At 66.2% G+C, this 22,324-nt stretch carries 19 protein-coding genes; 8 read left to right on the top strand and 11 right to left on the bottom strand.

The window, feature by feature from the left end:
- Nucleotides 1–150: 150 nt before the first annotated feature.
- From E8E91_RS11355 to E8E91_RS11335, 5 genes are all read left to right on the top strand, one after another.
- Nucleotides 151–981, top strand: coding sequence for a p-hydroxycinnamoyl CoA hydratase/lyase (locus E8E91_RS11355; RefSeq protein ID WP_280375842.1), 831 nt, complete (start codon nucleotides 151–153; stop codon nucleotides 979–981).
- Between the two features lie 72 nt (nucleotides 982–1,053).
- Nucleotides 1,054–2,496 carry an aldehyde dehydrogenase gene (locus tag E8E91_RS11350; protein ID WP_280375841.1) on the top strand — a complete coding sequence of 481 codons (1,443 nt, stop codon included), beginning with the start codon at nucleotides 1,054–1,056 and terminating at the stop codon, nucleotides 2,494–2,496.
- Nucleotides 2,497–2,655: 159 nt separating this feature from the next.
- Complete coding sequence (locus E8E91_RS11345; RefSeq protein ID WP_280375928.1) at nucleotides 2,656–4,467, top strand: feruloyl-CoA synthase; 1,812 nt, start codon at nucleotides 2,656–2,658, stop codon at nucleotides 4,465–4,467.
- Nucleotides 4,464–5,696, top strand: coding sequence for a thiolase family protein (locus E8E91_RS11340; RefSeq protein WP_280375840.1), 1,233 nt, complete (start codon nucleotides 4,464–4,466; stop codon nucleotides 5,694–5,696). Before E8E91_RS11345 ends, E8E91_RS11340 begins: the two co-directional genes overlap by 4 nt.
- A gap of 12 nt (nucleotides 5,697–5,708) precedes the next feature.
- Nucleotides 5,709–7,421, top strand: a complete 1,713-nt coding sequence (locus E8E91_RS11335; protein WP_280375839.1) for an acyl-CoA dehydrogenase — start codon at nucleotides 5,709–5,711, stop codon at nucleotides 7,419–7,421.
- 71 nt (nucleotides 7,422–7,492) lie between these two features.
- On the opposite strand, the gene E8E91_RS11330 is transcribed toward E8E91_RS11335, so the two are convergent.
- The 8 genes from E8E91_RS11330 to E8E91_RS11295 all read right to left on the bottom strand — a co-directional run bounded on the left by E8E91_RS11330 (nucleotide 7,493) and on the right by E8E91_RS11295 (nucleotide 15,105).
- Nucleotides 7,493–7,975 carry a MarR family transcriptional regulator gene (locus E8E91_RS11330; protein ID WP_280375838.1) on the bottom strand — a complete coding sequence of 161 codons (483 nt, stop codon included), beginning with the start codon at nucleotides 7,973–7,975 and terminating at the stop codon, nucleotides 7,493–7,495.
- Nucleotides 7,976–8,129: 154 nt separating this feature from the next.
- Complete coding sequence (locus tag E8E91_RS11325; protein ID WP_280375836.1) at nucleotides 8,130–8,438, bottom strand: DUF2388 domain-containing protein; 309 nt, start codon at nucleotides 8,436–8,438, stop codon at nucleotides 8,130–8,132.
- 155 nt (nucleotides 8,439–8,593) lie between these two features.
- Nucleotides 8,594–10,900, bottom strand: a complete 2,307-nt coding sequence (locus tag E8E91_RS11320; RefSeq protein WP_280375835.1) for a tetratricopeptide repeat protein — start codon at nucleotides 10,898–10,900, stop codon at nucleotides 8,594–8,596.
- 91 nt (nucleotides 10,901–10,991) lie between these two features.
- The gene (locus E8E91_RS11315; protein ID WP_280375834.1) at nucleotides 10,992–11,393 is read right to left on the bottom strand and encodes a hypothetical protein; all 402 of its coding nucleotides are present in this window, start codon (nucleotides 11,391–11,393) and stop codon (nucleotides 10,992–10,994) included.
- Nucleotides 11,394–11,463: 70 nt separating this feature from the next.
- Nucleotides 11,464–11,910 (bottom strand): NfeD family protein, encoded by a 447-nt coding sequence (locus E8E91_RS11310; RefSeq protein WP_280375833.1) that lies wholly within the window; start codon nucleotides 11,908–11,910, stop codon nucleotides 11,464–11,466.
- 4 nt (nucleotides 11,911–11,914) lie between these two features.
- On the bottom strand, nucleotides 11,915–12,835 hold the full coding sequence (locus E8E91_RS11305; protein ID WP_280355321.1) for an SPFH domain-containing protein: 921 nt from the start codon (nucleotides 12,833–12,835) through the stop codon (nucleotides 11,915–11,917).
- Nucleotides 12,836–12,902: 67 nt separating this feature from the next.
- The gene (locus E8E91_RS11300; protein ID WP_190829403.1) at nucleotides 12,903–14,687 is read right to left on the bottom strand and encodes a GspE/PulE family protein; all 1,785 of its coding nucleotides are present in this window, start codon (nucleotides 14,685–14,687) and stop codon (nucleotides 12,903–12,905) included.
- 103 nt (nucleotides 14,688–14,790) lie between these two features.
- A complete protein-coding gene (locus tag E8E91_RS11295; RefSeq protein ID WP_280375832.1) occupies nucleotides 14,791–15,105 on the bottom strand; it encodes a hypothetical protein in 315 nt (104 codons plus the stop codon).
- A gap of 126 nt (nucleotides 15,106–15,231) precedes the next feature.
- Between E8E91_RS11295 and E8E91_RS11290 the strand changes: the two genes are divergently transcribed.
- Nucleotides 15,232–15,705: an Lrp/AsnC family transcriptional regulator gene (locus E8E91_RS11290; RefSeq protein ID WP_280375831.1), complete on the top strand. Its 474-nt coding sequence runs from the start codon at nucleotides 15,232–15,234 to the stop codon at nucleotides 15,703–15,705.
- A 64-nt stretch (nucleotides 15,706–15,769) separates the two neighbouring features.
- Here E8E91_RS11290 and E8E91_RS11285 read toward each other — a convergent pair whose 3' ends face one another.
- Nucleotides 15,770–16,456, bottom strand: coding sequence for a DUF502 domain-containing protein (locus E8E91_RS11285; protein WP_280375830.1), 687 nt, complete (start codon nucleotides 16,454–16,456; stop codon nucleotides 15,770–15,772).
- Between the two features lie 22 nt (nucleotides 16,457–16,478).
- Complete coding sequence (locus tag E8E91_RS11280; protein ID WP_280375829.1) at nucleotides 16,479–17,843, bottom strand: inorganic triphosphatase; 1,365 nt, start codon at nucleotides 17,841–17,843, stop codon at nucleotides 16,479–16,481.
- Nucleotides 17,844–17,981: 138 nt separating this feature from the next.
- Here E8E91_RS11280 and argE point away from each other — a divergent pair, with 138 nt between their 5' ends.
- Together argE and argA are read left to right on the top strand one after the other, a co-directional pair.
- A complete protein-coding gene (gene argE, locus E8E91_RS11275; protein WP_280375828.1) occupies nucleotides 17,982–19,139 on the top strand; it encodes an acetylornithine deacetylase in 1,158 nt (385 codons plus the stop codon).
- A gap of 116 nt (nucleotides 19,140–19,255) precedes the next feature.
- Nucleotides 19,256–20,554, top strand: a complete 1,299-nt coding sequence (gene argA, locus E8E91_RS11270) for an amino-acid N-acetyltransferase (protein ID WP_280370094.1) — start codon at nucleotides 19,256–19,258, stop codon at nucleotides 20,552–20,554.
- A gap of 167 nt (nucleotides 20,555–20,721) precedes the next feature.
- Here argA and gshA read toward each other — a convergent pair whose 3' ends face one another.
- Nucleotides 20,722–22,308 carry a glutamate--cysteine ligase gene (gene gshA, locus E8E91_RS11265; RefSeq protein WP_280375827.1) on the bottom strand — a complete coding sequence of 529 codons (1,587 nt, stop codon included), beginning with the start codon at nucleotides 22,306–22,308 and terminating at the stop codon, nucleotides 20,722–20,724.
- Nucleotides 22,309–22,324 lie beyond the last annotated feature (16 nt).

Genomic DNA, 22,324 nt, shown 5'->3' with positions numbered 1-22,324 from the left:
CTCACCAATCAACTTAACCAGAGTAACCGTTCACTTCTCCATGACCTGAGAAATAGGTCCGATTAACGAACACTCCGGATTATTAGTTAATTGACATAACTATTTGGGCCGCATACCGTTGAGCCCAACCACAACAAGCAGGTGTGTGACATGAACAAGTACGAAAACCGCTGGCAGACCGTGACCGTCAACGTCGAGCAGGGCATCGCCTGGGTCACCTTCAACCGCCCGGAAAAGCGCAACGCCATGAGCCCCACGCTCAACCGCGAGATGATCGAGATCCTCGACGTGGTCGAGCAGGATCCGGAAGCCGGTGTGCTGGTTCTGACCGGTGCCGGCAGCGCCTGGACCGCCGGCATGGACCTGAAGGAGTACTTCCGTGAAGTGGACGCCGCACCGGAAGTTTTCCAGGAAAAGATTCGCCGCGAGGCCTCCGAATGGCAGTGGAAGCGCCTGCGCATGTACAGCAAGCCCACCATCGCCATGGTCAACGGCTGGTGCTTCGGCGGCGGCTTCAGCCCGCTGGTGGCCTGTGACCTGGCCATCTGTGCCGACGAGGCCACCTTCGGCCTGTCCGAAATCAACTGGGGCATCCCGCCGGGCAACCTGGTGAGCAAGGCCATGGCCGACACCGTGGGCCATCGCGAGTCGCTGTACTACATCATGACCGGCAAGACCTTCGAAGGTCCCAAGGCCGCGCAGATGGGCCTGGTGAATCGCAGCGTGCCGCTGGCGGAGTTGCGCGATGCGGTCATCGAGTTGGCGAACGACCTGCTAGACAAGAACCCGGTGGTGTTGCGTGCGGCGAAGCATGGCTTCAAGCGTTGCCGCGAACTGACCTGGGAGCAGGGCGAGGACTACCTCTACGCCAAGCTTGACCAGGCCCAGCAACGCGACCCTGAAGGCGGCCGCGCCCAGGGCTTGAAACAGTTCCTCGATGACAAGAGCATCAAGCCGGGCCTGGAAGCCTACCGCCGCTGAACCACCGGACACCGGCGACCGGACCTGCCCGGTCCCGGTGTCGAATCCAGAACAAGAATGAGGAATGCCGGAATGTTTGAAGTGCCTCTGCTGATCGGTGGTGTCGCCCGCCCCGCCTCCAACGGCGCGGTGTTCGAGCGCCACAGCCCGTTCACCGGTGAAATTGTCAGTCGCGTGGCTGCCGCCACCCTGGAAGACGCCGACGCTGCCGTGGCTGCCGCGCAGCGGGCTTTTCCGGCCTGGGCTGCGCTGGGGCCGGCCGAGCGCCGCTCGCGTTTGCTGGAAGCGGCGCGGTTGATGGAGGCACGCAGCGACCGTTTCATGGCCATGGCGGCGGAGACCGGTGCGACCGCCGGCTGGTACGGCTTCAACGTGAAGCTGGCGGCCAACATGCTGCGCGATGCCGCCGGCATGACCACCCAGATCAAAGGCGAGGTGATCCCTTCGGACGTGCCGGGCAGCTTTGCCATGGCCCTGCGCCAGCCTTGCGGCGTGGTGCTGGGCATCGCGCCCTGGAACGCGCCCATCATCCTGGCCACCCGCGCGCTGGCGATGCCGCTCGCCTGCGGCAATACCGTGGTGCTCAAGGCCTCGGAGAACAGCCCGGCGGTGCATGCGCTGATCGGCGAAGTGTTGCAGGAGTCAGGCTTGGGCGACGGCGTGATCAACGTGATCAGTAACGCACCGGATGATGCGGCGGTCATTGTCGAACGGCTGATCGCCAATCCGGCGGTGCGTCGCGTCAACTTCACCGGCTCGACCCACGTCGGGCGCATCATCGGCCAGCTCGCCGCGCGCCATCTGAAGCCGGCAATCCTCGAACTGGGCGGCAAGGCTCCGCTGCTGGTGCTGGATGACGCCGACCTGGATCAGGCCGTGGCGGCTTCCGCCTTCGGTGCCTACTTCAACCAGGGGCAGATCTGCATGTCCACCGAGCGGCTGATCGTCGACGAACGTATTGCCGACGACTTCGCCGCGCGCCTGGCGCGCAAGGTGTCCACCCTGCGTGCCGGTCTACCGGGCGAGGCAGCGCTGGGTTCGCTGATCGATGTTCGCGCCGGCGAACGCATCATGGCCCTGGTGCAGGACGCTCTGGACAAGGGGGCGGTGTTGCTGGCCGGCGGCGAGATCGACGGCAGCGTGATGCAGCCGGTGCTGCTGGATCGGGTGACGCCGGAAATGCGCCTGTACCGCGAAGAGTCCTTCGGCCCGGTGGCGGTGCTGCTGCGGGGGGATGGCGACGAGTCGCTGCTGAACCTCGCCAACGACTCCGAGTTCGGTCTGTCAGCGGCCATCTTCAGCCGCGACGTGTCCCGTGCCCTGGCCCTGGCCCAGCGCGTGGAGTCGGGCATCTGCCACATCAACGGCCCGACCGTGCACGACGAGGCGCCGATGCCCTTCGGCGGGGTGAAGTCCAGCGGCTACGGCAGCTTCGGCTCCAGCGCCAGCATCGACCACTTCACCCAGCTGCGTTGGGTCACGCTGCAGAACGGCCCCCGGCACTACCCGATCTGAACCGCCTGAGCGGTTATCCACAACAATGAGAGGCCGGGCCTTGGGTCCGGCAATGCGCCGCGCCCGGCATGATCGGTGGTGCGGCCGGAGGTGATAACAGTGAATAACGAGTCCTCCATTCGACCTGCCGGCACGGCTTTCCGTGAAGTGGCTCTGGGCATGCCGGATGTGCGCATCAGCGAGCGCGGTGGCAGCCTTTATCTGGAGGCACGGGAACCGCTGGAGCCGCCGCCGGAAAGGCTGCTGGACCGCCTGCTGCATTGGGCCGAAGTGCGCGGTGAACAGACCTTTGTTGCCCGTCGTGGCGCTGATGGCCAGTGGCAGCGCATCAGCTACTGCGAGATGCTGCAACGCGTTCGCCTGCTGGCGGCGCACCTGCTGCGCTACGACCTGGGCCCGGAGCGGCCACTGGTGATCCTCTCCGGCAACGACACGGAACATCTGCAACTGGCCTTGGCGGCCATGTACATCGGCGTTCCCTACTGCCCGGTCTCTCCGGCCTATTCGTTGGTGGCGAAGGACTACGGCAAGTTGCGGCACATCTTTGAGCTGCTGCAACCGGGACTGGTCATGGCCGCCGACGGCACCGCCTTCACTCGCGCCATCCATGCCGTGGTGCCGACCGGGACGCCGTTGCTGCTGGTGCAGGGTGACGTCGAAGGCCGCGAAAGCCAGCGTTTCTCCCGTTTGCTGGAGCCTTTGGACAGTGCCGCCGCCAATGCAGCGTTCCGTAGAACCGGGCCGGACACCATCGCCAAGTTCCTCTTCACGAGTGGCTCCACCCGGTTGCCCAAGGCGGTGGTCACCACCCAGCGCATGCTCTGCGCCAACCAGCAGATGCTCCTGCAGACCTTTCCCGAGTTCGCCCGTGAGGCGCCGGTACTGGTGGACTGGCTACCGTGGAACCACACCTTCGGCGGCAGTCACAACGTCGGCATCGTGTTGTACAACGGCGGCACTCTGTATCTGGACGACGGCCGACCGACACCCCAGCTGTTCCACGAAACCCTGCGCAACCTGAAGGAAATCTCTCCCACGGCCTACCTCACCGTGCCCAAGGGTTGGGAGGAACTGGTCGATGCCCTGGAGCAGGACGCAGAGCTGCGCGAGGTCTTCTTCGACCGCATCAAATTGTTCTTCTTCGCCGGCGCGGGCCTGGGGCAAGCGATCTGGGACCGTCTGGACCGGGTGGCCGAGCAGCATTGCGGCGAGCGCATCCGCATGATGGCGGGCTTGGGCATGACCGAGACTGCACCGTCCTGCACCTTCACCACCGGGCCTTTGTCGATGGCCGGCTATGTCGGGCTGCCGGCGCCGGGCTGCGAGGTCAAGCTGGCGCCCGTGGATGGCAAGCTCGAAGCGCGTTTCCGTGGGCCGCATGTGATGCCCGGCTACTGGCAGCAGGCGGATCTCAACGGACAGGCCTTCGACGATGAGGGTTTCTATCGCTCCGGCGATGCCCTGCGCTTCGCCGACCCGGAGCATCCCGAATGGGGGCTGATGTTCGACGGCCGCATTGCCGAGGACTTCAAGCTCAGCTCCGGTGTCTTCGTCAGTGTGGGACCCCTGCGCACGCGGGTGATCCTGCAGGGCGCGCCCTATGTGCAGGACGTGGTGATCACGGGGCCCGACCGCCAGCGCATCGGCCTGCTGGTATTTCCCAACCTGGCCGCCTGCCGTGAATTGGCGCGGCTGCCGGGGTCCGCGACGGCGGAAGAAGTGCTGGCCGCCCCGGCGGTGCAGGACTGGCTGCGCGGACTCCTGCATGACCTCAATCGTGAAGCCACCGGCCTGGCCTCGCACATCGCCTGGGCCTGTCTGATGGCCGAAGCGCCGAGCCTGGATGCCGGTGAGATCACCGATAAGGGCTCGCTCAACCAGCGCGCGGTGCTGGCCCGGCGCAGTACCTTGATCGACACCCTGTACCACCAGGCGCATCCCCTCTGCGTGCAGGCCGAGGTGGCGGCATGAAGGGGCAGCTCGAAGTCTTCGAGCAGGTCGCCATCCTCGCCGCTGTGCGCACGCCCTGGGTGGACTATTGCGGTCCGCTGGCACAGGTCTCACCCATCGACCTGGGCATCCATGTCGCCCGGGGCGTGCTGGCGCGTGCCGCGGTCGAGCCGACGCGAGTGGACAGCGTGCTGGCCGGCAGCATGGCCCAGGCCAGCTTCGATGCGTACATGCTGCCGCGACATATCGGCTTGTATGCGGGCGTACCGCTGGAAGTGCCCGCCCTGGCAGTGCAGCGAATCTGCGGTACGGGCCTGGAACTGCTGCGCCAGGGCGGGCAGCAGGTGGAACGCGGAACCGCGCGCTTGGCCCTGTGCGTGGCGACCGAGTCCATGTCGCGCAATCCCATCGCCAGTTACGAGCACCGCAACGGCTTCCGCCTCGGCGCGCCGGTGCAGTTCAAGGATTTCCTCTGGGAAGCGCTGCTGGATCCGGCCATCGGCCAGACGATGATCGACACCGCGCAGAACCTCGCCCAGCGCTACGGCATCCGTCGGGAGGAAGTCGACCGCTTCGCCCTGGCCAGCTTCCAGAAGGCGCTGGCCGCTCGGGACGCAGGCTGGTTCGACGACGAAATCCAGCCGGTGGAAAGCGCCTGTTTCGAACTGCCCGGCTACCAGCCCCGGCGCCTGGACCTGCCGCGCAAGGTGGTCACCATCACCCGGGACAGTCACCCGCGCGGAACCAGTTTCGAGGCGCTGTCGGCGTTGGCACCGGTGACGCCGGATTCAGTGCAGACGGCCGGCAACAGCTGCGCCTTGGTGGACGGTGCCGCCGCCGCTCTGGTGGGCGATGCCCGCGAAAACATTGCACCGCTGGCGCTGCTGCGTGCCAGCGCCGTGGTCGGCGTGCCGCCGGAGATCATGGGCATTGGCCCGGCCCCGGCGATCCGTCTGCTGCTGGAGGGTACTGGCCTCCGGCTCGAGGACATCGACAGTCTGGAAATCAACGAGGCACAGGGCGCCCAGGTGTTGGCGGTGCAGCGTGAACTGGACCTGGACCCGCAGCGGCTGAACCGCCATGGCGGCGCCATTGCCCTCGGCCATCCCCTCGCGGCAACCGGCTTGCGCCTGGTGCACAGCGTGGCGCGTCAGCTGAAAGTCAGAAACACCCGCTACGGCATCGCTGCCGCCTGCATCGGCGGTGGCCAGGGCATGGCCCTGCTGCTGGAAAACCCCGCCTATCGCTGAAGGACCTGGTCAATGCAGAACTACCAAGCGCCGCTGGATGAAATGCGCTTCGTCATCGAGCACTGGCTCGACGCCCGTCAGGACTGGGAGCGGATGCCGGCCTTCGCCGAAGTCGACTATCCGCTGACTGCGCAGGTGCTGGCGGAGGCCGCGCGCTTCGCTGAGGAACGCCTGGCGCCCCTCAATGCGCCGGGCGATCGCCATGGCTGTCGATACGAAGCGGGTCAGGTGTTTGCCCCGAACGGATTCGCCGATGCCTACCAGGCCTATGTGGAGGCAGGCTGGCCGTCCCTGGCCTGTGCCGCGGAGTCGGGAGGGCAGGGGTTGCCGCAGTTGCTCAACGTCAGCCTGCTGGAAATGCTCTACGCCGCCAATCACGCCTGGGCCATGTACCCCGGAATCGCTCACGGAGCCTATGAGTGCCTCAGGCAGTTCGCCAACGATGAGCTCAAGGCCAAGTACCTGCCCGGTCTGGTCGACGGCACATGCCTGCCCACCATGTGCCTGACCGAGCCCCAGGCCGGAAGCGATGTGGGACTGCTGCGTTGCCGTGCGGAGCCGGCGGAGGACAGCAGCTACCGCCTTGATGGCAACAAGCTGTTCATTTCCGGCGGCGAGCACGACCTCACCGAGGACATCCTGCATTTGGTGTTGGCGCGTTTGCCGAATGCCCCGGCGGGCACGGCGGGCATCTCGCTGTTCCTGGTTCCGAAGCGGGTCGGCGGCGTGGCTAACGGCGTCTTGTGCGATGGCATCGAGCACAAGATGGGCATCAAGGGCAGCGCTACTTGCAGCCTGCGTTTCGAGCGCGCAAAGGGCTGGCTGCTGGGGGAGCCCCACAAAGGGCTGGCCGCCATGTTCGTGATGATGAATGGCGCGCGCTTGCACGTCGGCCTGCAAGGGTTGGGACACGCTGAGTTCGCTAGGCAGCAGGCCGTGGCCTATGCCGGGGAGCGCCGGCAGATGCGCGCGGTGCCACGCCCGGCGGACGCGGTCGGTGCGGCGGATCCCATTGCCACCCATCCGGCCATGCAACGCATCCTGACGACGCTGAAGGTGCAGAGCCAGGGCATGCGCATGCTCGGATTCTGGGCCGCGCACCTGCTGGATGTCGCCGAGCAGGGGGCGGAGCCTGTGCAACGAATGGAAGCGCTGGCCCTGGCCTCCGTGCTGACGCCGCTGATCAAGGCCTACTTCACCGACCAGGGCTTCCAGTTGGCCAGTCAGGCCTTGCAAGTGTTCGGCGGCTACGGCTACTGCAGCGAGTACCCCATCGAGCAGACCTTGCGTGACAGCCGCATCGCCATGATCTACGAGGGCACCAACGAGATTCAGGCCAATGACCTGTTGCTGCGCAAGCTGTTACCGGCCGGGGCGCCGGGCGCAGCCTTGGTGGCGAGTCAGGTACGAAATGAATGCCAGCGGGGGGAAGGCACGACGCTGCAGGGTCCGGCTGAGGCTCTGGCGGCGTCGCTGGGAGAGTGGGAGCAGGCACTCCAGAAATTGCGCCAGGAGCAGACCGACCAGCCGCAGCGGCCCTATGAGGCGGCCGTGGACTTGCTGCACGCCACTGCATCGATGCTGTTGGGCTACGCCTGGCTGCGGGCGGCGCGGGTCAGCCGCGAGCGTGGGCTGGGGGATGAGTGGGAAGACTCTGCGCGGTTCTTTTTCCGCTACCTTTTCCCGGAAGCAGGGCATCGCATGCGGTTGGCCATGGGCGGCTAGATGCCAGGCGTGTTCCCGCAGTAGAAAAGACGTCTCGGTAAGCGGGGTGCGCGCTGCGCACCCCGCGGGCGTCAGCCTTCCCGGTAGACCTTGCGCAGCAATCGCAGCAGTTCACCGCGCTCGGTATCAGTGAGGGCGCCGGTGGATTCGTTGTCACTCTCAACGGCCACCGACTTCAGTTCCTTGAGCAGTTGTTCCCCGGTCTTGCTGAGGAAGATGCCGTAGGAACGCTTGTCCGGCTTGCAGCGCACTCGCACCGCCAGGGCGCGGGCTTCCAGCTTGTTCAGCAGCGGCACCAGCTGCGGCGGCTCGATGGCCAGGGCGCGGGCAAGGTCTGCCTGCATCAGGCCGGGGTTCTGGTCGATGATCGCCATGGCGGAGAACTGCGCCGGTCGCAGGTCATGGGCCGACAGCCTGTTGATCAAGTGCTGGAACACCTTCAACTGGGCACGGCGCAGGGCATAGCCGATCAGTTCATCGAGGGAAGTGTCCAGCACCGTTCCGGAGGGGAGGGCGGTCAGTTCTGCTGCCGGGGATTGTTCACGCTTGGCCATCGCACCTGCGCCTGGGGTAATTAGTTAACAGAGCTATGTATTTTGCGTAGATCAGGCGGTGAGTGCCAGCACAAACCCGGGACGGTGGCGCAGTCGCAAGGCGCGAATGAAAACGCCCCGCTCGACTCTTAGCCGAGCGGGGCGTCAACGGGCGTCACTGGTCGGTCGCCAGGATCGCACCGGCCAGTTCGGCGTCGCTGGCCTTGAGGTCGGGGTGTTCGCTGCGAATGCGCTGCAGTGCGGCCTCCAGGTAAGGGCCGCGGATTTCCCCGCCGCTGGCGACGTAGCTGCTGGCGTCGTCGCGTGCCGCGACTATCAGCTTGTCGTCCTTGAAGGTGAGGTAGGTGGAAGCGGTCGTGGCGCCGGACGAAATGATGTCTCGCCAGAAATCGCTGTCTGCCATGGCCGAACCGAAAGGCACGGCGATCAGGGCAAGGGCGGCTGCATAGAGGCGGGTACGCATAGGCTGTTACTCCGTTCTCGGATGGACCTGATACATCAGATTCAGCCGCCAATGCCGTAGTTCAACCTCGCTGCCCACCGGTCACGGGGACGGGTAGGGTGCGCCGCGCACCAGCGTCGGGCGGCGCAAGGATCGTTCCCAGGGACGAGCGCCGACTACTCCCGCCTCAGCGCCGGGTCGTCCGGGTTCTGCTGCTCCAGTTCCGCCAGCAGCGCCTGGACCTTCTGGATCTGCCCGGCTTCGCGCCAGTAGTTGATCAGTGCCAGGCGCGCCTCGCGGTTGGCGGCGTCGCGTTCCAGCAGTTCTTCCAGTCGATGGCAGGCTGTCTCCAACTGGCCGCTGTCGTGCAGGGCCACGGCGTAGACGTAGTCGTACTGGCTGTTCTGCGGCTCCAGGCGGACGGCTTCGGCAAAGGCCTTGAGCGCCGCCGGCAGATCGCCCTTGCGCACCAGCATCAGTCCGTTGGCGTGCTGCAGCAGGGCGGACTCGGGATGTTCCTTGAGACCCCGGTCGAGCAGGGCTCGGCCTTCCTCCCAACGGAAGTTGCCATCCAGCCATTGCACCAGGGCGACCAGGGCCGGCAGGAATTCCGGATCACGCTGCAGCGCCGTGCGCAGGCGCGACTCCACGGCGTCGCTGCGTCCGTTGGCTTGATAGAGCATTGACAGGTTGAGGTTGGCCTCGGCGCGCTCCTGCAGGTTGAGTTGCACGGCCTCGTATTCGGCGATGGCCTTGTCCCAGGCTTTCTCGTAATTGCCCAGGCCCGTGGCGCGCAGGCCCAGCAGTTCATAGGCGGCGGTGATGCGGACGGCACGCACCGGGTCGGTGAGCAGCGGTGCCAGCAGATTGCGGCGCTGCTCCGGCGGCACCAGGGCCGCAACCGCACGGATCGCCGCCAGGCGCACTTGCGGTGCCGGATGGGTCAGGTCCCGTGCGGCGGCCTTGAGCGCCCGTTCGCTGGGATAGGTCGGCAGCTCCGCCAGCAGGGTGGCGCGGCGAATGGCCGGCAGCTCGCGGACGTCCAGTTGCTGGTAGAGCGCCCGAGAGGCGCCCGGACGGCCATTGCGAATCAGCCACAGGCTGTCGTCATAGCGGGGCCCGTCGGCCTTGGCTTCGCCGTACCAGAGGCGGAACTGCTCGGCGACCGTGTCACCCGGCTGGTCGCGGTGGCAGCCGAGGCAGGCATCCGAGGTGCCCAGGCGCAGGGCGCGGCCTGGGTTGGGCAGGGTGAAGCCGTGGTCGTGGCGATAGTCGTTGACCATGAACAGCTTGCCCGGCATGTGGCAATCCACGCACTGCGAGCCGGCCTGTCCCTGGGCGTGATGGTGATGTTCGGGGCTGTCGTAGTTCTTCGCCTTCAGCCCCTTGCCGTCGATCCCCGCGATGCCGGTCTTGCCCGACGGGTTGTGGCACTGCAGGCAGAGGCCGTTGCCCGGCACCTTGAGCGCCGTGCTGTGGGGGTTGTGGCAGGTGCTGCAACGCAGGCCCTTGGCGAACATCCGGCTCTGGGCGAAGGATCCGTACTCGAACACCTCGTCCTTGATCTTGCCGTCCAGTTCGTAGAGTTCACGGGTCAGCGCGCTGGGCAGGTAGTCGTCCATCAGGCGGCTTTCCTGGTGGTAGCCGTCGTCCAGCGGTGCGCGGCGGGAATGGCAGCGGGCGCAGGTTTCCACGGCCTTGATCTTGTTGGTGCGGCCAAGGTCGATGGCGAAGCCGGCATTCGCTGCATCGAGCTTCTTCGCCGCCCAGTCGAGATGGCGGGAGGCCGGGCCATGGCAGGCCTGGCAGCCGACGCCCAGGCTGTTCCACTGGCTGGAGAAGCGATCAGCGACCGGGTCGTAGTTACGTTTGAAGCCCGTGGTGTGGCATTCCACGCACATGAAGTTGGCGTTCTGCTGTGGGTGGCTCCAGTGCAGGGGATTCCGGAAATCCACGCCCTGTCCGGGGTAGAGGTGGAACCAGGCGCGCTTGTCCACGTCCCAGGCCACGCCCAGGGCCTGCAGGCGTCCGCCCGGAACCTCGATCAGGTACTGCTGCAGCGGCGCAACGCCAAAGGCGTAGGCAACGCGGAAATCGGCCGGGGCGCCGTCGGCGCCGGGGGTGTTGACCCAGAAGCCGCCATCCTTGCGAAAGAAGCGGGTGGTCTCGCCTTCGCCCTGGAAGGTGACGTCGTTGAAGTCGCCCAGCACGCTGGCGTCGTTAGCTTCCTGCATCGCCAGCTGGTGGTGGCTGCCCCGCCAGTCGTTCGCCTGCTGGGCATGGCAACCGGCGCACTGGCCTTCGTCCACCATGCTCGCGGGCTGGATACCGGCTTGGGATGGGAGCTTGCCCGGCAGGGCACCGCTGCCGCCCTTGAGGTACAGCCAGGTGCCCAGTCCGATCAACAGCAGCAGGGCTGCCAGGACCGGATAGACGGGGCGCCGGGCAGGCTTGGGCGTGGCGATCTTGTGGTGCTTCGACATGCAGACATCCGCTGTACAGGCAAGCGTGCTTCACGGGCGTGCAGGTTCGATGAATGCCCCGCAGGCCGTCAAGGCTGCAAGTCGATCCCGCTCAGCGATAGCGGATGATGATGCCTTTCAACTTGCGCCCTTCGATGGTCTCCACATCCCGCGCCCAGAGTGGCCCGCTGACGTAGGCGGAAACCGGCTGGATACGGTCGTAGACCACCACCACGGCATTGCCGCCGATCTTCGCCGCTTCCTCGCGCAGCTTCTGCTCGATGTCGGTGACCGGGGGAGGCGGCTCGGTGCTGGCGTCCACCACCACTTCGCCGAGGCGGTCATGGGGGCGCAGGGGCTCCCGGCGCAGCACTTCGACGCCGGCCGGGTCGGTGGGGGCCGCGTGGGGCACGCCGACGTATTCGGTGGTCTGCGCGTCGATGTTCGCGCAGGCGGCAAGCAACAGCAGGACGCCCGCCGCGAGCAGCGGACGCAGGTGCTGGGTGGCTGACATTTCGATACTCCCTTCGTAATCGCCAGGTTCGGCCTTGCAAGCCTAGCTGGCGATCAGTGGCGCGGGATGATCAGACGGGTTCGACCTTGAGTAGCACGCCGTCCTGGCCGACGACACGCACCTGGCTACCGGCGGGCAGGTCGGGACCGGACACCAGCCAGACGGAATCGCCCGCGCGGATCTTGCCGCGACCGCCGCTGATGGCTTCATGCAAGGCGAATTCGCGGCCGACGAACTCATAGCCGCGCCGGTTCAAGCCGGGTTGGTCGGAGACTTTCGCGGCGCTGCGCTGGCGACGCCACCAGAGCACGGCGGTGAGGATGGAGAGGACGCCGAAGAGCAGGAACTGGATGGCCCAGTGCAGCTCCGGGGCGATGAAGGTGATCACCCCGACGCCGGCCGCAGCCACGCCGATCCACAGCAGGTAGCCGCCGGCGCCGAAGACTTCGAGGATCAGCAGCAGGGTACCGAGGGCCAACCAGTCCCAGTAGGTCAGGTGCTGGAGGTAGTTCCACATCGTTTCAGCCCTTCTTGCCATCGAAGGTGGCGCGGACGATTTCGCCGATGCCGCCCACGGCGCCGATCACCTGGCTGGCTTCCAGCGGCATCAGCACCACCTTGCTGTTGTTGGCGCTGGCCAACTTGCCCAGTGCCTCCACGTATTTCTGTGCGACGAAGTAGTTCACCGCCTGCACGTTGCCGTTGGCGATGGCCTCGGATACCACGCGAGTCGCCTCGGCTTCGGCCTGGGCGGCGCGCTCGCGGGCCTCGGCTTCGAGGAAGGCAGCCGTACGCTCACCTTCGGCCTTGAGGATCTGCGCCTGCTTCTCGCCCTCGGCAGTGAGGATTTCCGCCTGGCGCCGGCCTTCGGCTTCGAGGACCTGGGCGCGCTTCAGGCGCTCGGCTTTCATCTGGCTCGCCATGGCTTCCACCAGGTCGGCCGGCGGCGTGATGTCCTTGATCTCGATACGGGTGACCTTGATGCCCCAGGGCGCGGTGGCTTCATCCACGGTGCGCAGCAGGCGTTCGTTGATCGCATCGCGCTGGCTGAGCATGGCGTCCAGCTCCATGGAGCCGAGCACGGTGCGGATGTTGGTCATCACCAGGTTGCGGATGGCGTGCTCCAGGTCGTTGACCTCGTAGGCCGCCTGGGCCGTGTTGATCACCTGGAAGAAGCACACGGCGTCGATGGTGACGATGGCATTGTCGGCGCTGATGGCTTCCTGCGGGGGAATGTCCAGCACGCTTTCCATGACGTTGATCTTGCGGCCGATGCGGTCCATCACCGGCACGATGATGTTGAGGCCCGGCTTGAGCGTATTGGTGTAGCGGCCGAAGCGCTCTACCGTCCACTCGAAGCCTTGCGGCACGACCTTGAAGCCCATGAAGACGATGGCGATCGCCAGGGCGACGAAGAGGATGACGACACTGCCGATTTCCATGGGATGTGCTCCTTTTGCTGGCTGTATCTCGGTGACTGGGGCCCCTCCGCCCCAGCCGCCAAGCATTTCATTTCTGCTCGCTTTGTGGCGTGACCCGCAGCACTTCTTCGATGGTCGTCAGGCCCGAGGCGACCTTTTGCGCGCCGGACAGGCGCAGGCTGCGCATACCTTCCTTGAAAGCGGCGCGGCGCAGGGCGATGAGGTCGGTATCGGCGGTGATCAGCGGTTTGATGCCGTCGGACAGCAGCATGATCTCGTACACCCCGGCGCGGCCCCGGTAGCCGGTATCACGACATTCCAGACAGCCAACGGCGCGATGGGCGCCAGTGGGCAGCGGCGCGCTCCAGGGTTTGGTCAGGCCGGCCCAGTCGTCCTCGCGCAGCTCCATCGGCGCCTTGCAGTGCGGGCACAGGGTGCGCACCAGGCGCTGGGCCATGACCCCGAGCAGGGTGGCGCGCAGCAGGTAATAGGGCACGCCCAGTTCCAGCAGGCGGGTGATGGCGCTGGGGGCGTCGTTGGTGTGCAGGGTGGAGAGCACCAGGTGGCCGGTCAGCGCGGCCTGGATGGCCATTTCGGCGGTTTCCAGGTCGCGGATCTCGCCGACCATGATGATGTCCGGGTCCTGGCGCATCAGTGCGCGCACGCCGCTGGCGAAGGTCAGGTCGATGTTGTGCTGCACCTGCATCTGGTTGAAGGCGCCCTCGATCATCTCGATGGGGTCTTCGATGGTGCAGACGTTCACCTCGCTGGTGGCCAGCTGCTTGAGCGTGGTGTAGAGCGTGGTGGTCTTGCCCGAGCCGGTGGGGCCGGTGACCAGGATGATGCCGTTGGGCTGGTTGGTCATGCTCTGCCAGCGGCGCAGGTCGTCCTGGGAGAAGCCGAGCTGGTCGAAACTCTTCAGCAGCACTTCGGGGTCGAAGATCCGCATCACCATCTTCTCGCCAAAGGCGGTGGGCAGCGTCGACAGGCGCAGTTCCACCTCGCCGCCGTCCGGGGTCTTGGTCTTGACCCGGCCGTCCTGGGGTTTGCGCTTTTCCGCCACGTTCATCCGCCCGAGGCTCTTCAGGCGGCTGACCACCGCCATCGTCACCTGCGGCGGGAACTGGTAGACGGTGTGCAGCACGCCGTCGATGCGGAAACGCACGGTGCCCTGCTCGCGACGCGGCTCGATGTGGATGTCGCTGGCGCGTTGCTGGTAGGCGTACTGGAACAGCCAGTCGACGATGTTGACGATGTGGGCGTCGTTGGCGTCCGGCTCCTGCTCATTGGAGCCGAGCTTGAGCAACTGCTCGAAGTTGCCGACGCCGCTGATCTTCTGGTCCACCGCACTGGCGCCGCTGACGGACTTGGCCAGGCGATAGAACTCCAGGGTGAACTTCTGGATGTCCCCCGGGTTGGCCACCACACGCTTGATCGGGCGCTTGAGCACGTGGGTGAGGTTGCTTTCCCAGCTCTGCACGAAGGGCTGGGCGCTGGCGATGGTCACCGCCTCGCTATCGACGGCCACGGCGAGGATCTTGTGGCGCTGGGCGAAGGCGTAGGACATCAACGGGGTGATGGCGGCAACGTCGATCTTCAGCGGGTCGATGCGCAGGTAGGGCTGGCCGGCAAGTTCGGCCAGCCAGTGGCTGAGGGTTTCCAGGTCCAGCTTCTTGCCGGGACGCTTGAGGTCGTCCACCTGCTGGCTGGCAAGAAACTCCAGGGGATGCTGCTGGTTGTTCACCGCGCTACGGCGAATGGCCAGGCAGTGTTCGGCCTGGTCCTGGCTCAGGCGGCCCTGGGCCACCAGTTCGCGCATCAGGTCGTTGAGGTCCAGCCAACGATCCTGGGCGGGTGAGGCAAAAGCGGACATGCATGCTCCTCGGTCACGCTGCTCAGTCTGGAAGAGTAGTCAATCGCTCTTCTCGCGGGACGGCAAGCATGCCCGAATCGCAGGTTTTCGACTAAGTGCTGGATCAAGGAACGGCAGCGTGCTCCAGCTCCACCGAGAACACGCTGACCAGCGAGCGCATCTTCTGCGCGATGACTTCGGCCCGGTGTGGGGTCAGCCCCGGCTGGCGCAGTTGCACCAGCAGGTTGTCGCCGAGCCGGTTCACTTCCAGCCAGTGCGGCACCAGCTGCAGCTGGGAGAAGAAGGCGAGCAGCCGACCGAGGATGTCCGCTTCCGCCTCGGCAATGATGGCGAACTGCATCTCGCGGGCCTGAAACTGGGTGGCGCGCGGGTGCCAGTGGTCTTCGCGGGTGGCGGGAGCGGTCTTCAGGCTGAGCATGGGGGATTCCTCGGTTTGGACGCCGATAGTTTTCCAGCCTGAAGCGGGATTTTTCTGCCTGAATTGCGCTGATGGGCAGATTCTTTGGATAGACTTTCCTGAAATAGATCAGAGTCGGGAATTTTTATGTCCGTCACCCTGGATAGCTACGACAAGCGCATCCTCGAACTGCTGCAGGACGACGCGAGCCTGTCCACCGCCGAAATCGCCGAACGGGTGGGGCTGTCCCAATCGCCCTGCTGGCGGCGCATCCAGCGCCTGAAGGACGAGGGCGTGATCCGCCGCCAGGTCACCCTGCTGGACCGGCGCAAGGTGGGCCTCAATGCGCAGATCTTCGCCCAGGTGAAACTCAACGCCCACGGCCGCTCCAACCTCACCGAGTTCGCCGAGGCCATGCGCCAGTTTCCCGAGGTGCTGGAGTGCCATGTGCTGATGGGGGCGGTGGATTTCATGCTGCGCATCGTCACCCGCGACATCGAGGCCTACGAGCGCTTCTTCTTCGAAAAGCTGTCGCTGGTGCCGGGGATACAGGAGGTGAACTCCATCGTCGCGCTGTCGGAGATCAAGTCCACGACCAGTTTGCCGGTGGGGCAGGGGTAAGGCGGAGAACGATGTGTGGGAGCGATTTCAATCGCGAATGAATTCGCTCCCACAAAGAAGAGCATCAGGAAGCCTTGCTGTCGTCGCCCAGGACGGCTGGCTCCTTCGCCAGCTTCCCGGCCTGGTGCGGCGGCGTGAGGCCCATGGACAGGTAGATGCTGGTCAGCCCGTCCACGCCCATCTCCGCCGGGCGTACCCACTCCACCGGCACGTAGATCAGGCCGCCGCCCACTGGAATGGGCGCAGTGGGGACGAGGATGGCGCAGTAGGGGCGGCCGTCCAGTTCGAAGGTTTCCGGATTCGGGCGCAAGGCCAGCACCGCAGCGCCGTTGCCGCCGAACAGGCACCACACCGGACTCATGGCGGCGATATCGGCGTTCTGGCTGCGGTCCAGCAGGCTGACGAAGCGATCTGCCAGCCCGTAAAGGCTGCCGATCAGCGGCGCGCGGCGCAGGGTCATGTCCAGCAGCCAGACCAGCGGCCGGCGCAGGCCGAGCTGCACGGCCAGGCCCAGGGGGTACAGGCTGCCCAGCAGCACCAGGGTGCCCACCAGATAGGCCAGCACCGGGTTGCTCGCAAAGGGCTGGCCGAGGGCGCCGAGGAGCTGGCCGATCACTGTGGACGGCCCCACCAGCCGGTTCAGCAGGCTCACCAGCCAGGCCAGCAGGGCCAGAGTCAGCACCAGTGGCAACAGGGCCAGCAGGCCGGTGAGCCAGGTGGTGACCACGGAGCGGAAGCTTTGCTTGAGCATGGCGGGTTCCCGGGCCGGTGCCTTACCTGGTCAGTGCCTTCCAGCTGCGCAGGCTGATCAGGGCCTGGGCCTGCTCGCTGCGGGCTGCCAGCACTTCCGCGTCCAGCGGCTGGGCGGCCAGTTCGGCGAACTTGGACAGCTCACCGTAGGCGCGGTCGACTTCCGGCACTTCCAGCACCTGGCGCGCCAGGCGCAGCCAGACCAGCAGGCGTTCGATGCGCGGAAGCTGCTCGGACAGGTCCTCGGGCTGGCGCTTGTAGCGATCCAGCTTGAGGGCTTCGCCTTCCTCGGCGATCAGACGCGGCAGCCAGTTGCCCAGCACGGCCTTGCCCTGGCGATTGCCACGCTCATTGCGTTCGACGGTCCAGGCGCGGCTCAGCAGCCAGCGGGAAGCATTGAGGGAGAACAGGCCCCAGCGGGTGCCGGCGAGTTCGTCGGCGAACTGCTGTGGTGCGGCGTGGCGCACGGCTTCGTCCAGCTCGCCGGCCTGCACGCGGGGGCGCCAGTCGCCCAGCAGGGCGTCCAGGACCTCGCGCAGGTCGTGGCTGCTGGCGCGCGGGGCGGCCTGGCCGAGGCTGCCGATCAGGGCGCGCAGGTCGATGAGTTGCTGCAGCCAGTCCACCAGCAGCTTCCAGTGGCCGTTGAAGCGGTATTGCTCGGCCAGGCGCTGGCTGCTGCCCAGCAGGTGCCAGGCGAGGGCGGCGAAGGCGTCGTCCAGCGGCAAGTCGGCCGACAGGACCGGCGCCGGCAGGCTGAGGTGGTAGCTGTTGGCGTCATGGAGGCGATAGCCGCGTTCGGCCTTGCTGATGTCGCAGGGCATCAGCGGCAGATCGGCGGCGAGCTCGGCGGCCAGTTCCAGCAGGGCTTCAGGTTCGCCCTGGCGCAGTTCCAGCTCCAGTTCGCAGATGTCTTCTTCCAGCTTGCCGGCGATTACCTTGCCCTGGTCCAGGGCGGCCTCGATTACCACCTTGGCCTTGCCGCGGCCCCAGGCGATCTCGGCGCGGTCACGGTGGAAGTCGGTGGTGAAGATGGGCTTGAGCTGCTTCTTGTCCAGTTCGGCGAGGCTGGCGGGCCAGCAGTCGTCGGTGAGTTTCTTCGGGTCCAGCTTGGCCTTGTCCAGGTACCAGTCCCACTCATTGCGCTCGGACAGGCCGGCCACGCTCTGGCCACGGGTCTTGAGGGTCTGGATGAACTGCTCGCCGTCGCGGCGCAGGCGCAGGGCCACGCGGGCCTGGGCCAGATCGCGGTCGGGCGTGTCGAAGTACTGGTTGAAGAGTTCGCGGCGTTCCCAGCCGGACTTGTTGCGCTTCTTCAGCAGCGGGTGGTCGCGCAGGGCTTCCAGGGTCTCGCGGCTGGCGCGAAGCTTGATTTCGGTCTCTTTGTTCATCGCCGGGGTCTTCGGACGCAGCCAGGGGGTGGCTGCCAAGGCGGTGAAGTTTACAGGACGGGCGGACCCCGTGCCGCAGCGGTTTCACCCTGCGCGACCTTGGGCCTATGATGATCGCTCGTCCGTGGAGGCCCCCCGATGTCCGTTCCAGACCTGAAATCCCAGTTCGCCGCGCTGATTGCCATCCCCTCGGTGAGCTGTACCCAGCCCAGTTGGGACCAGTCGAACCAGGCAGTGATCGAATTGCTGGCCGCCTGGCTTGGTGATCTCGGTTTCCGCTGCGAGATCCAGCAGGTCTCGCCGGGCAAGGCCAACTTGCTGGCGACTTACGGCACGGGCCCCGGCGGCCTGGTGCTGGCCGGCCATAGCGACACGGTACCTTTCGACGCCGCCCTGTGGAAAACCGACCCGCTCAAGCTGAGTGAAGTCAGCAACCGCTGGTACGGCCTGGGCAGCTGCGACATGAAGGGCTTCTTCCCCCTGGCCATCGAGGCCGTGCGTGGCCTGCTGGACCAGCGGTTCCAGCAGCCGCTGATCATCCTCGCCACCTGTGACGAGGAAAGCTCCATGGCCGGTGCCCGCGCGCTGGCGGAGGCCGGCAGGCCCCTGGGCCGCGCGGCGGTGATCGGCGAGCCAACGGGGCTGAAGCCGATCCGCCTGCATAAGGGGGTGATGATGGAGCGCATCGACATCCTCGGGCAGAGCGGCCACTCCTCGGACCCCAGCCTGGGCCACAGCGCCCTGGAAGCCATGCATGCGGTGATGAGCGACCTGATCGCCTTGCGTGGCGAATGGCAGCAGGAATTCCGCAATCCGCAATTCACGGTGCCCCAGCCTACGCTGAACCTCGGCTGCATCCACGGTGGCGACAACCCCAACCGCATCTGCGGCCAGTGCAGCCTGGAATTCGACCTGCGCCCGCTGCCGGGAATGAATCCGGACACCCTGCGTGCGGTGATCCGCCAGCGCCTGCGCCCGGTGGCCGAGCACTACCAGGTGAAGATCGACTTCAAGCCGCTGTTCCCGGCAGTGCCGCCCTTCGAGCAGTCGCCGGAAAGTGATCTGGTGCGCCTGGCCGAACGTCTTACCGGCCATACCGCGCAGTCGGTGGCCTTCGGCACCGAAGCACCGTATCTTCAGCAGCTCGGTTGCGAGACCGTGGTGCTCGGCCCCGGCGACATCGCCTGCGCCCACCAGCCGGACGAGCATCTCGAACTGTCACGGATCGAGCCTACCGTTGCGCTATTGCGCCAGCTCATCCAGCATTACTGCCTTCAATCCGCCACCAAGTCCTGACCAGGAGGGTATCCGTTGATGCTCATGCGACGACGATAACGCGCCGCCTTACTTTCATTCCCGGACAAGCCGGGGATCGCACTCGTCAATTCGCTCTACGACAGGCTCACGGAACCATGCCCGACTACGTCAACTGGCTGCGCCACGCTACCCCATACATCAACTCCCACCGGGACTGCACCTTCGTGGTGATGCTGCCCGGTGAGGGCGTTGCTCACCCGAACTTCGGCAATATCGTCCACGACCTGGTGCTGCTGCACAGCATGGGCGTGCGCCTGGTGCTGGTGCACGGCTCGCGCCCGCAGATCGAGGCGCGCCTGGCCGCGCGCGGCCTGACCCCGCACTTCCACCGCGATCTGCGGATCACCGACGGCCCCACGCTGGAATGCGTGATCGATGCCGTGGGTCAGCTGCGCATTGCCATCGAGGCACGCCTGTCCATGGATATCGCCGCTTCGCCCATGCAGGGCTCGCGGCTGCGGGTGAGCACCGGCAATTTCGTCACCGCACGCCCGATCGGCGTCGTTGACGGCATCGACTACCACCACACCGGCGAAGTGCGCCGGGTGGACCGCAAGGGCATCGGCCGCCTGCTGGACGAGCGCACCATCGTGCTGTTGTCGCCGCTCGGCTACTCGCCCACCGGGGAAATCTTCAACCTTGCCTGCGAGGACGTGGCCACCCGCGTCGCCATCGACCTGGGGGCAGACAAGCTGATCCTGTTCGGCGCCGAGCGCGGCCTGATCGACGAATCCGGCAAGCTGGTGCGCGAGCTGCGTCCGCAGCAGGTACCGCCGCATCTGGCGCGCCTCGGCAACAATTACCAGGCCGAGCTGCTCGACGCTGCTGCCCAGGCCTGCCGCGCCGGGGTCAAGCGCAGCCACATGGTCAGCTATGCCGAGGACGGTTCGCTGCTCACCGAGCTGTTCACCCGCGATGGTGGCGGCACCCTGGTTGACCAGGAACAGTTCGAATCCCTGCGCGAAGCCACCATCGACGATGTCGGCGGCCTGATCGACCTGATTACCCCGCTGGAGGACCAGGGCATCCTGGTGCGCCGTTCGCGGGAGGTGCTGGAGCGGGAGATCGAGCAATTCACCATCGTCGAGCGCGATGGCCTGATCATCGCCTGCGCGGCGCTCTATCCCATCGCCGACTCCGACTCCGGCGAGCTGGCCTGCCTGGCGGTGAATCCGGAATACCGCCACGGCGGTCGTGGCGATGAGCTGCTGGAGCGCATCGAGGAGCGCGCCCGCGCCCTGGGCCTGAAGACCCTCTACGTCCTCACCACCCGCACCGCCCACTGGTTCCGCGAGCGCGGCTTCCAGCCCAGCGGCGTTGAGCGCCTGCCGGTCGCGCGGGCGTCGCTGTACAACTTCCAGCGCAATTCGCAGGTCTTCGAGAAGGCGCTCTGATTTCACCCGAGCGCCTTGCCCCCCACGGGGCAAGGACTTCTTTTCTGTGGGAGCGAATTCATTCGCGAAGCAGCCCGAAGGGCTGCCAACTGGCACATTGGGGCCGCGCTGTGGCCCTTCGCGAATGAATTCGCTCCTACAAGGTCACCCCGTCGCAGCCGGTCCGATCAGTTGCTGATCAGGCCCAGGATGCTCGCCTGGTAGGCGGCGACGAAGGTGTCGAAATCCACTTCCGGCTCGGCTTCCAGGCGCGCCTGTTCGTCCAGGGACTGGCGGGCCATGTTCTCGAAGCGGTCCTGGTCCTCGGCGTCGAGCGGCTGGCTGCGGAAGTAGTCGGCATGCTGGCGGCTCTGGCGCAGGGAGAACTGGCTGAAGCTTTCGCCGCGCTCGCGCATTTCGGCCAGCACCCGCGCCGACGGGGTCAGCTCCGGGTTGGCGACCTTGGCACGCTGGGCGGCCAGCGCCTCGGCGTGTTCCTGGCCACCCTGGGCGGCGTCCAGCAGCTCGGCGGTGCGGGCGATGCGGTCGAGCAGCTCATTGGCCCATTCGGTCAGGCTGGTGGTATGGCCGTGGCGCTGCAGTTGCAGGCCGGGACGGCGTCCTTCCTTGACCACGCGCTGGAAGTTATCGGTGGCGCTGCGGCATTCCTCGCCGGCCATCGGCGGGCTGTCCTGCAGGGCGCAGAACAGCAGGAAGGCATCGAGGAAGCGCGCTTCGGTGAGGTCGATGCCCAGCGGCAGGAAGGGGTTGATGTCGAGGCAACGCACTTCCACGTACTGCACGCCACGGGCCATCAGCGCCTGGATCGGGCGCTCGCCGGTGTAGGTGACGCGCTTGGGACGGATCGACGAGTAGTACTCGTTCTCGATCTGGATGACGTTGGTGTTCAACTGCACCCATTCGCCGTCCTGCTTGGTGCCGATCTCGGCATAGGGCGGGTAGGGCGTGGAGACCGCCTGGCGCAGGCTCCCGAGGTAGCTGTCGAGGCTGTTGTAGCAGGGGGTGAGGCCGGCCTGGGCGTTGTTCTGGTAGCCCAGGTCGCTCATCCGCAGGCTGGTGGCGTAGGGCAGGTACAGGGTGTCGGCGTCCAGGCTGTCGAGGTCATGCGGACGGCCGCGCAGGAAGCTCTTGTCCAGCGCCGGGGCGGCACCGAACAGGTACATCAGCAGCCAGCTGTAGCGGCGGAAGTTGCGGATCATCGCGATGTAGCGCGCGGACTGGTACTCGCGGTCGCTCTGCGGATCGCCTTCGGCCTGCTTGAGCAGCGGCCAGAGCGCCTCGGGCAGGGAATAGTTGTAGTGGATGCCGGCAATGCACTGCATGGTCTTGCCGTAACGCACGGCCAGGCCCTTGCGGTAGACGTACTTCAGGCGGCCGATGGGCGAGGTGCCGTAGCGGGCGATCGGGATGTCTTCTTCCGACGGCAGCCGGCAAGGCATGGACGGGCTCCAGAGCAGTTCGTCGCCGAGCTTGTCCACGGTGAAGCGATGGATCTTCTCCAGGTCCGCCAGGGTCTGCGCCGGATCGGCCTCGGCCGGAGTGATGAACTCCAGCAGCGATTCGGAATAGTCCGTGGTGATCTGCGCATGGGTCAGGGCCGAGCCCAGGGCAGGGGAGTGTGGCGTCAGCGCCAGTTGGCCATTGCCGTCGACCCGCAGGCATTCACGCTCGATGCCGTGCAGGCACTGGGTGAGCAGGGGCAGGTTGGCGCGCTCGCCGAGCAAGGCCAGGCGGCGGGAAAGAAGATCGCTCAATTTGGAATCCTTCACG

The organism is Pseudomonas sp. BN515 (genome assembly GCF_029873155.1).
Lineage (GTDB): Bacteria > Pseudomonadota > Gammaproteobacteria > Pseudomonadales > Pseudomonadaceae > Metapseudomonas.
The sequence above is the reverse complement of the archived record's forward strand: the minus strand, read 5'-3'. Positions and strand labels throughout refer to the sequence as shown.

What these genes read in the sequence shown, in the direction of transcription:
- E8E91_RS11340 (WP_280375840.1), top strand. Translation starts at nt 4,464, where the DNA reads ATGAAGGGGCAGCTCGAAGTCTTCGAGCAGGTCGCCATCCTCGCCGCT.
- E8E91_RS11315 (WP_280375834.1), bottom strand. Translation starts at nt 11,393, where the DNA reads ATGTCAGCCACCCAGCACCTGCGTCCGCTGCTCGCGGCGGGCGTCCTG.
- E8E91_RS11280 (WP_280375829.1), bottom strand. Translation starts at nt 17,843, where the DNA reads ATGAACAAAGAGACCGAAATCAAGCTTCGCGCCAGCCGCGAGACCCTG.
- E8E91_RS11305 (WP_280355321.1), bottom strand. Translation starts at nt 12,835, where the DNA reads ATGGAAATCGGCAGTGTCGTCATCCTCTTCGTCGCCCTGGCGATCGCC.
- E8E91_RS11290 (WP_280375831.1), top strand. Translation starts at nt 15,232, where the DNA reads ATGTCCGTCACCCTGGATAGCTACGACAAGCGCATCCTCGAACTGCTG.
- argE (WP_280375828.1), top strand. Translation starts at nt 17,982, where the DNA reads ATGTCCGTTCCAGACCTGAAATCCCAGTTCGCCGCGCTGATTGCCATC.
- E8E91_RS11320 (WP_280375835.1), bottom strand. Translation starts at nt 10,900, where the DNA reads ATGTCGAAGCACCACAAGATCGCCACGCCCAAGCCTGCCCGGCGCCCC.
- E8E91_RS11355 (WP_280375842.1), top strand. Translation starts at nt 151, where the DNA reads ATGAACAAGTACGAAAACCGCTGGCAGACCGTGACCGTCAACGTCGAG.
- E8E91_RS11335 (WP_280375839.1), top strand. Translation starts at nt 5,709, where the DNA reads ATGCAGAACTACCAAGCGCCGCTGGATGAAATGCGCTTCGTCATCGAG.
- E8E91_RS11300 (WP_190829403.1), bottom strand. Translation starts at nt 14,687, where the DNA reads ATGTCCGCTTTTGCCTCACCCGCCCAGGATCGTTGGCTGGACCTCAAC.
- E8E91_RS11325 (WP_280375836.1), bottom strand. Translation starts at nt 8,438, where the DNA reads ATGCGTACCCGCCTCTATGCAGCCGCCCTTGCCCTGATCGCCGTGCCT.
- E8E91_RS11350 (WP_280375841.1), top strand. Translation starts at nt 1,054, where the DNA reads ATGTTTGAAGTGCCTCTGCTGATCGGTGGTGTCGCCCGCCCCGCCTCC.
- E8E91_RS11295 (WP_280375832.1), bottom strand. Translation starts at nt 15,105, where the DNA reads ATGCTCAGCCTGAAGACCGCTCCCGCCACCCGCGAAGACCACTGGCAC.
- E8E91_RS11330 (WP_280375838.1), bottom strand. Translation starts at nt 7,975, where the DNA reads ATGGCCAAGCGTGAACAATCCCCGGCAGCAGAACTGACCGCCCTCCCC.
- argA (WP_280370094.1), top strand. Translation starts at nt 19,256, where the DNA reads ATGCCCGACTACGTCAACTGGCTGCGCCACGCTACCCCATACATCAAC.
- E8E91_RS11310 (WP_280375833.1), bottom strand. Translation starts at nt 11,910, where the DNA reads ATGTGGAACTACCTCCAGCACCTGACCTACTGGGACTGGTTGGCCCTC.
- E8E91_RS11285 (WP_280375830.1), bottom strand. Translation starts at nt 16,456, where the DNA reads ATGCTCAAGCAAAGCTTCCGCTCCGTGGTCACCACCTGGCTCACCGGC.
- E8E91_RS11345 (WP_280375928.1), top strand. Translation starts at nt 2,656, where the DNA reads ATGCCGGATGTGCGCATCAGCGAGCGCGGTGGCAGCCTTTATCTGGAG.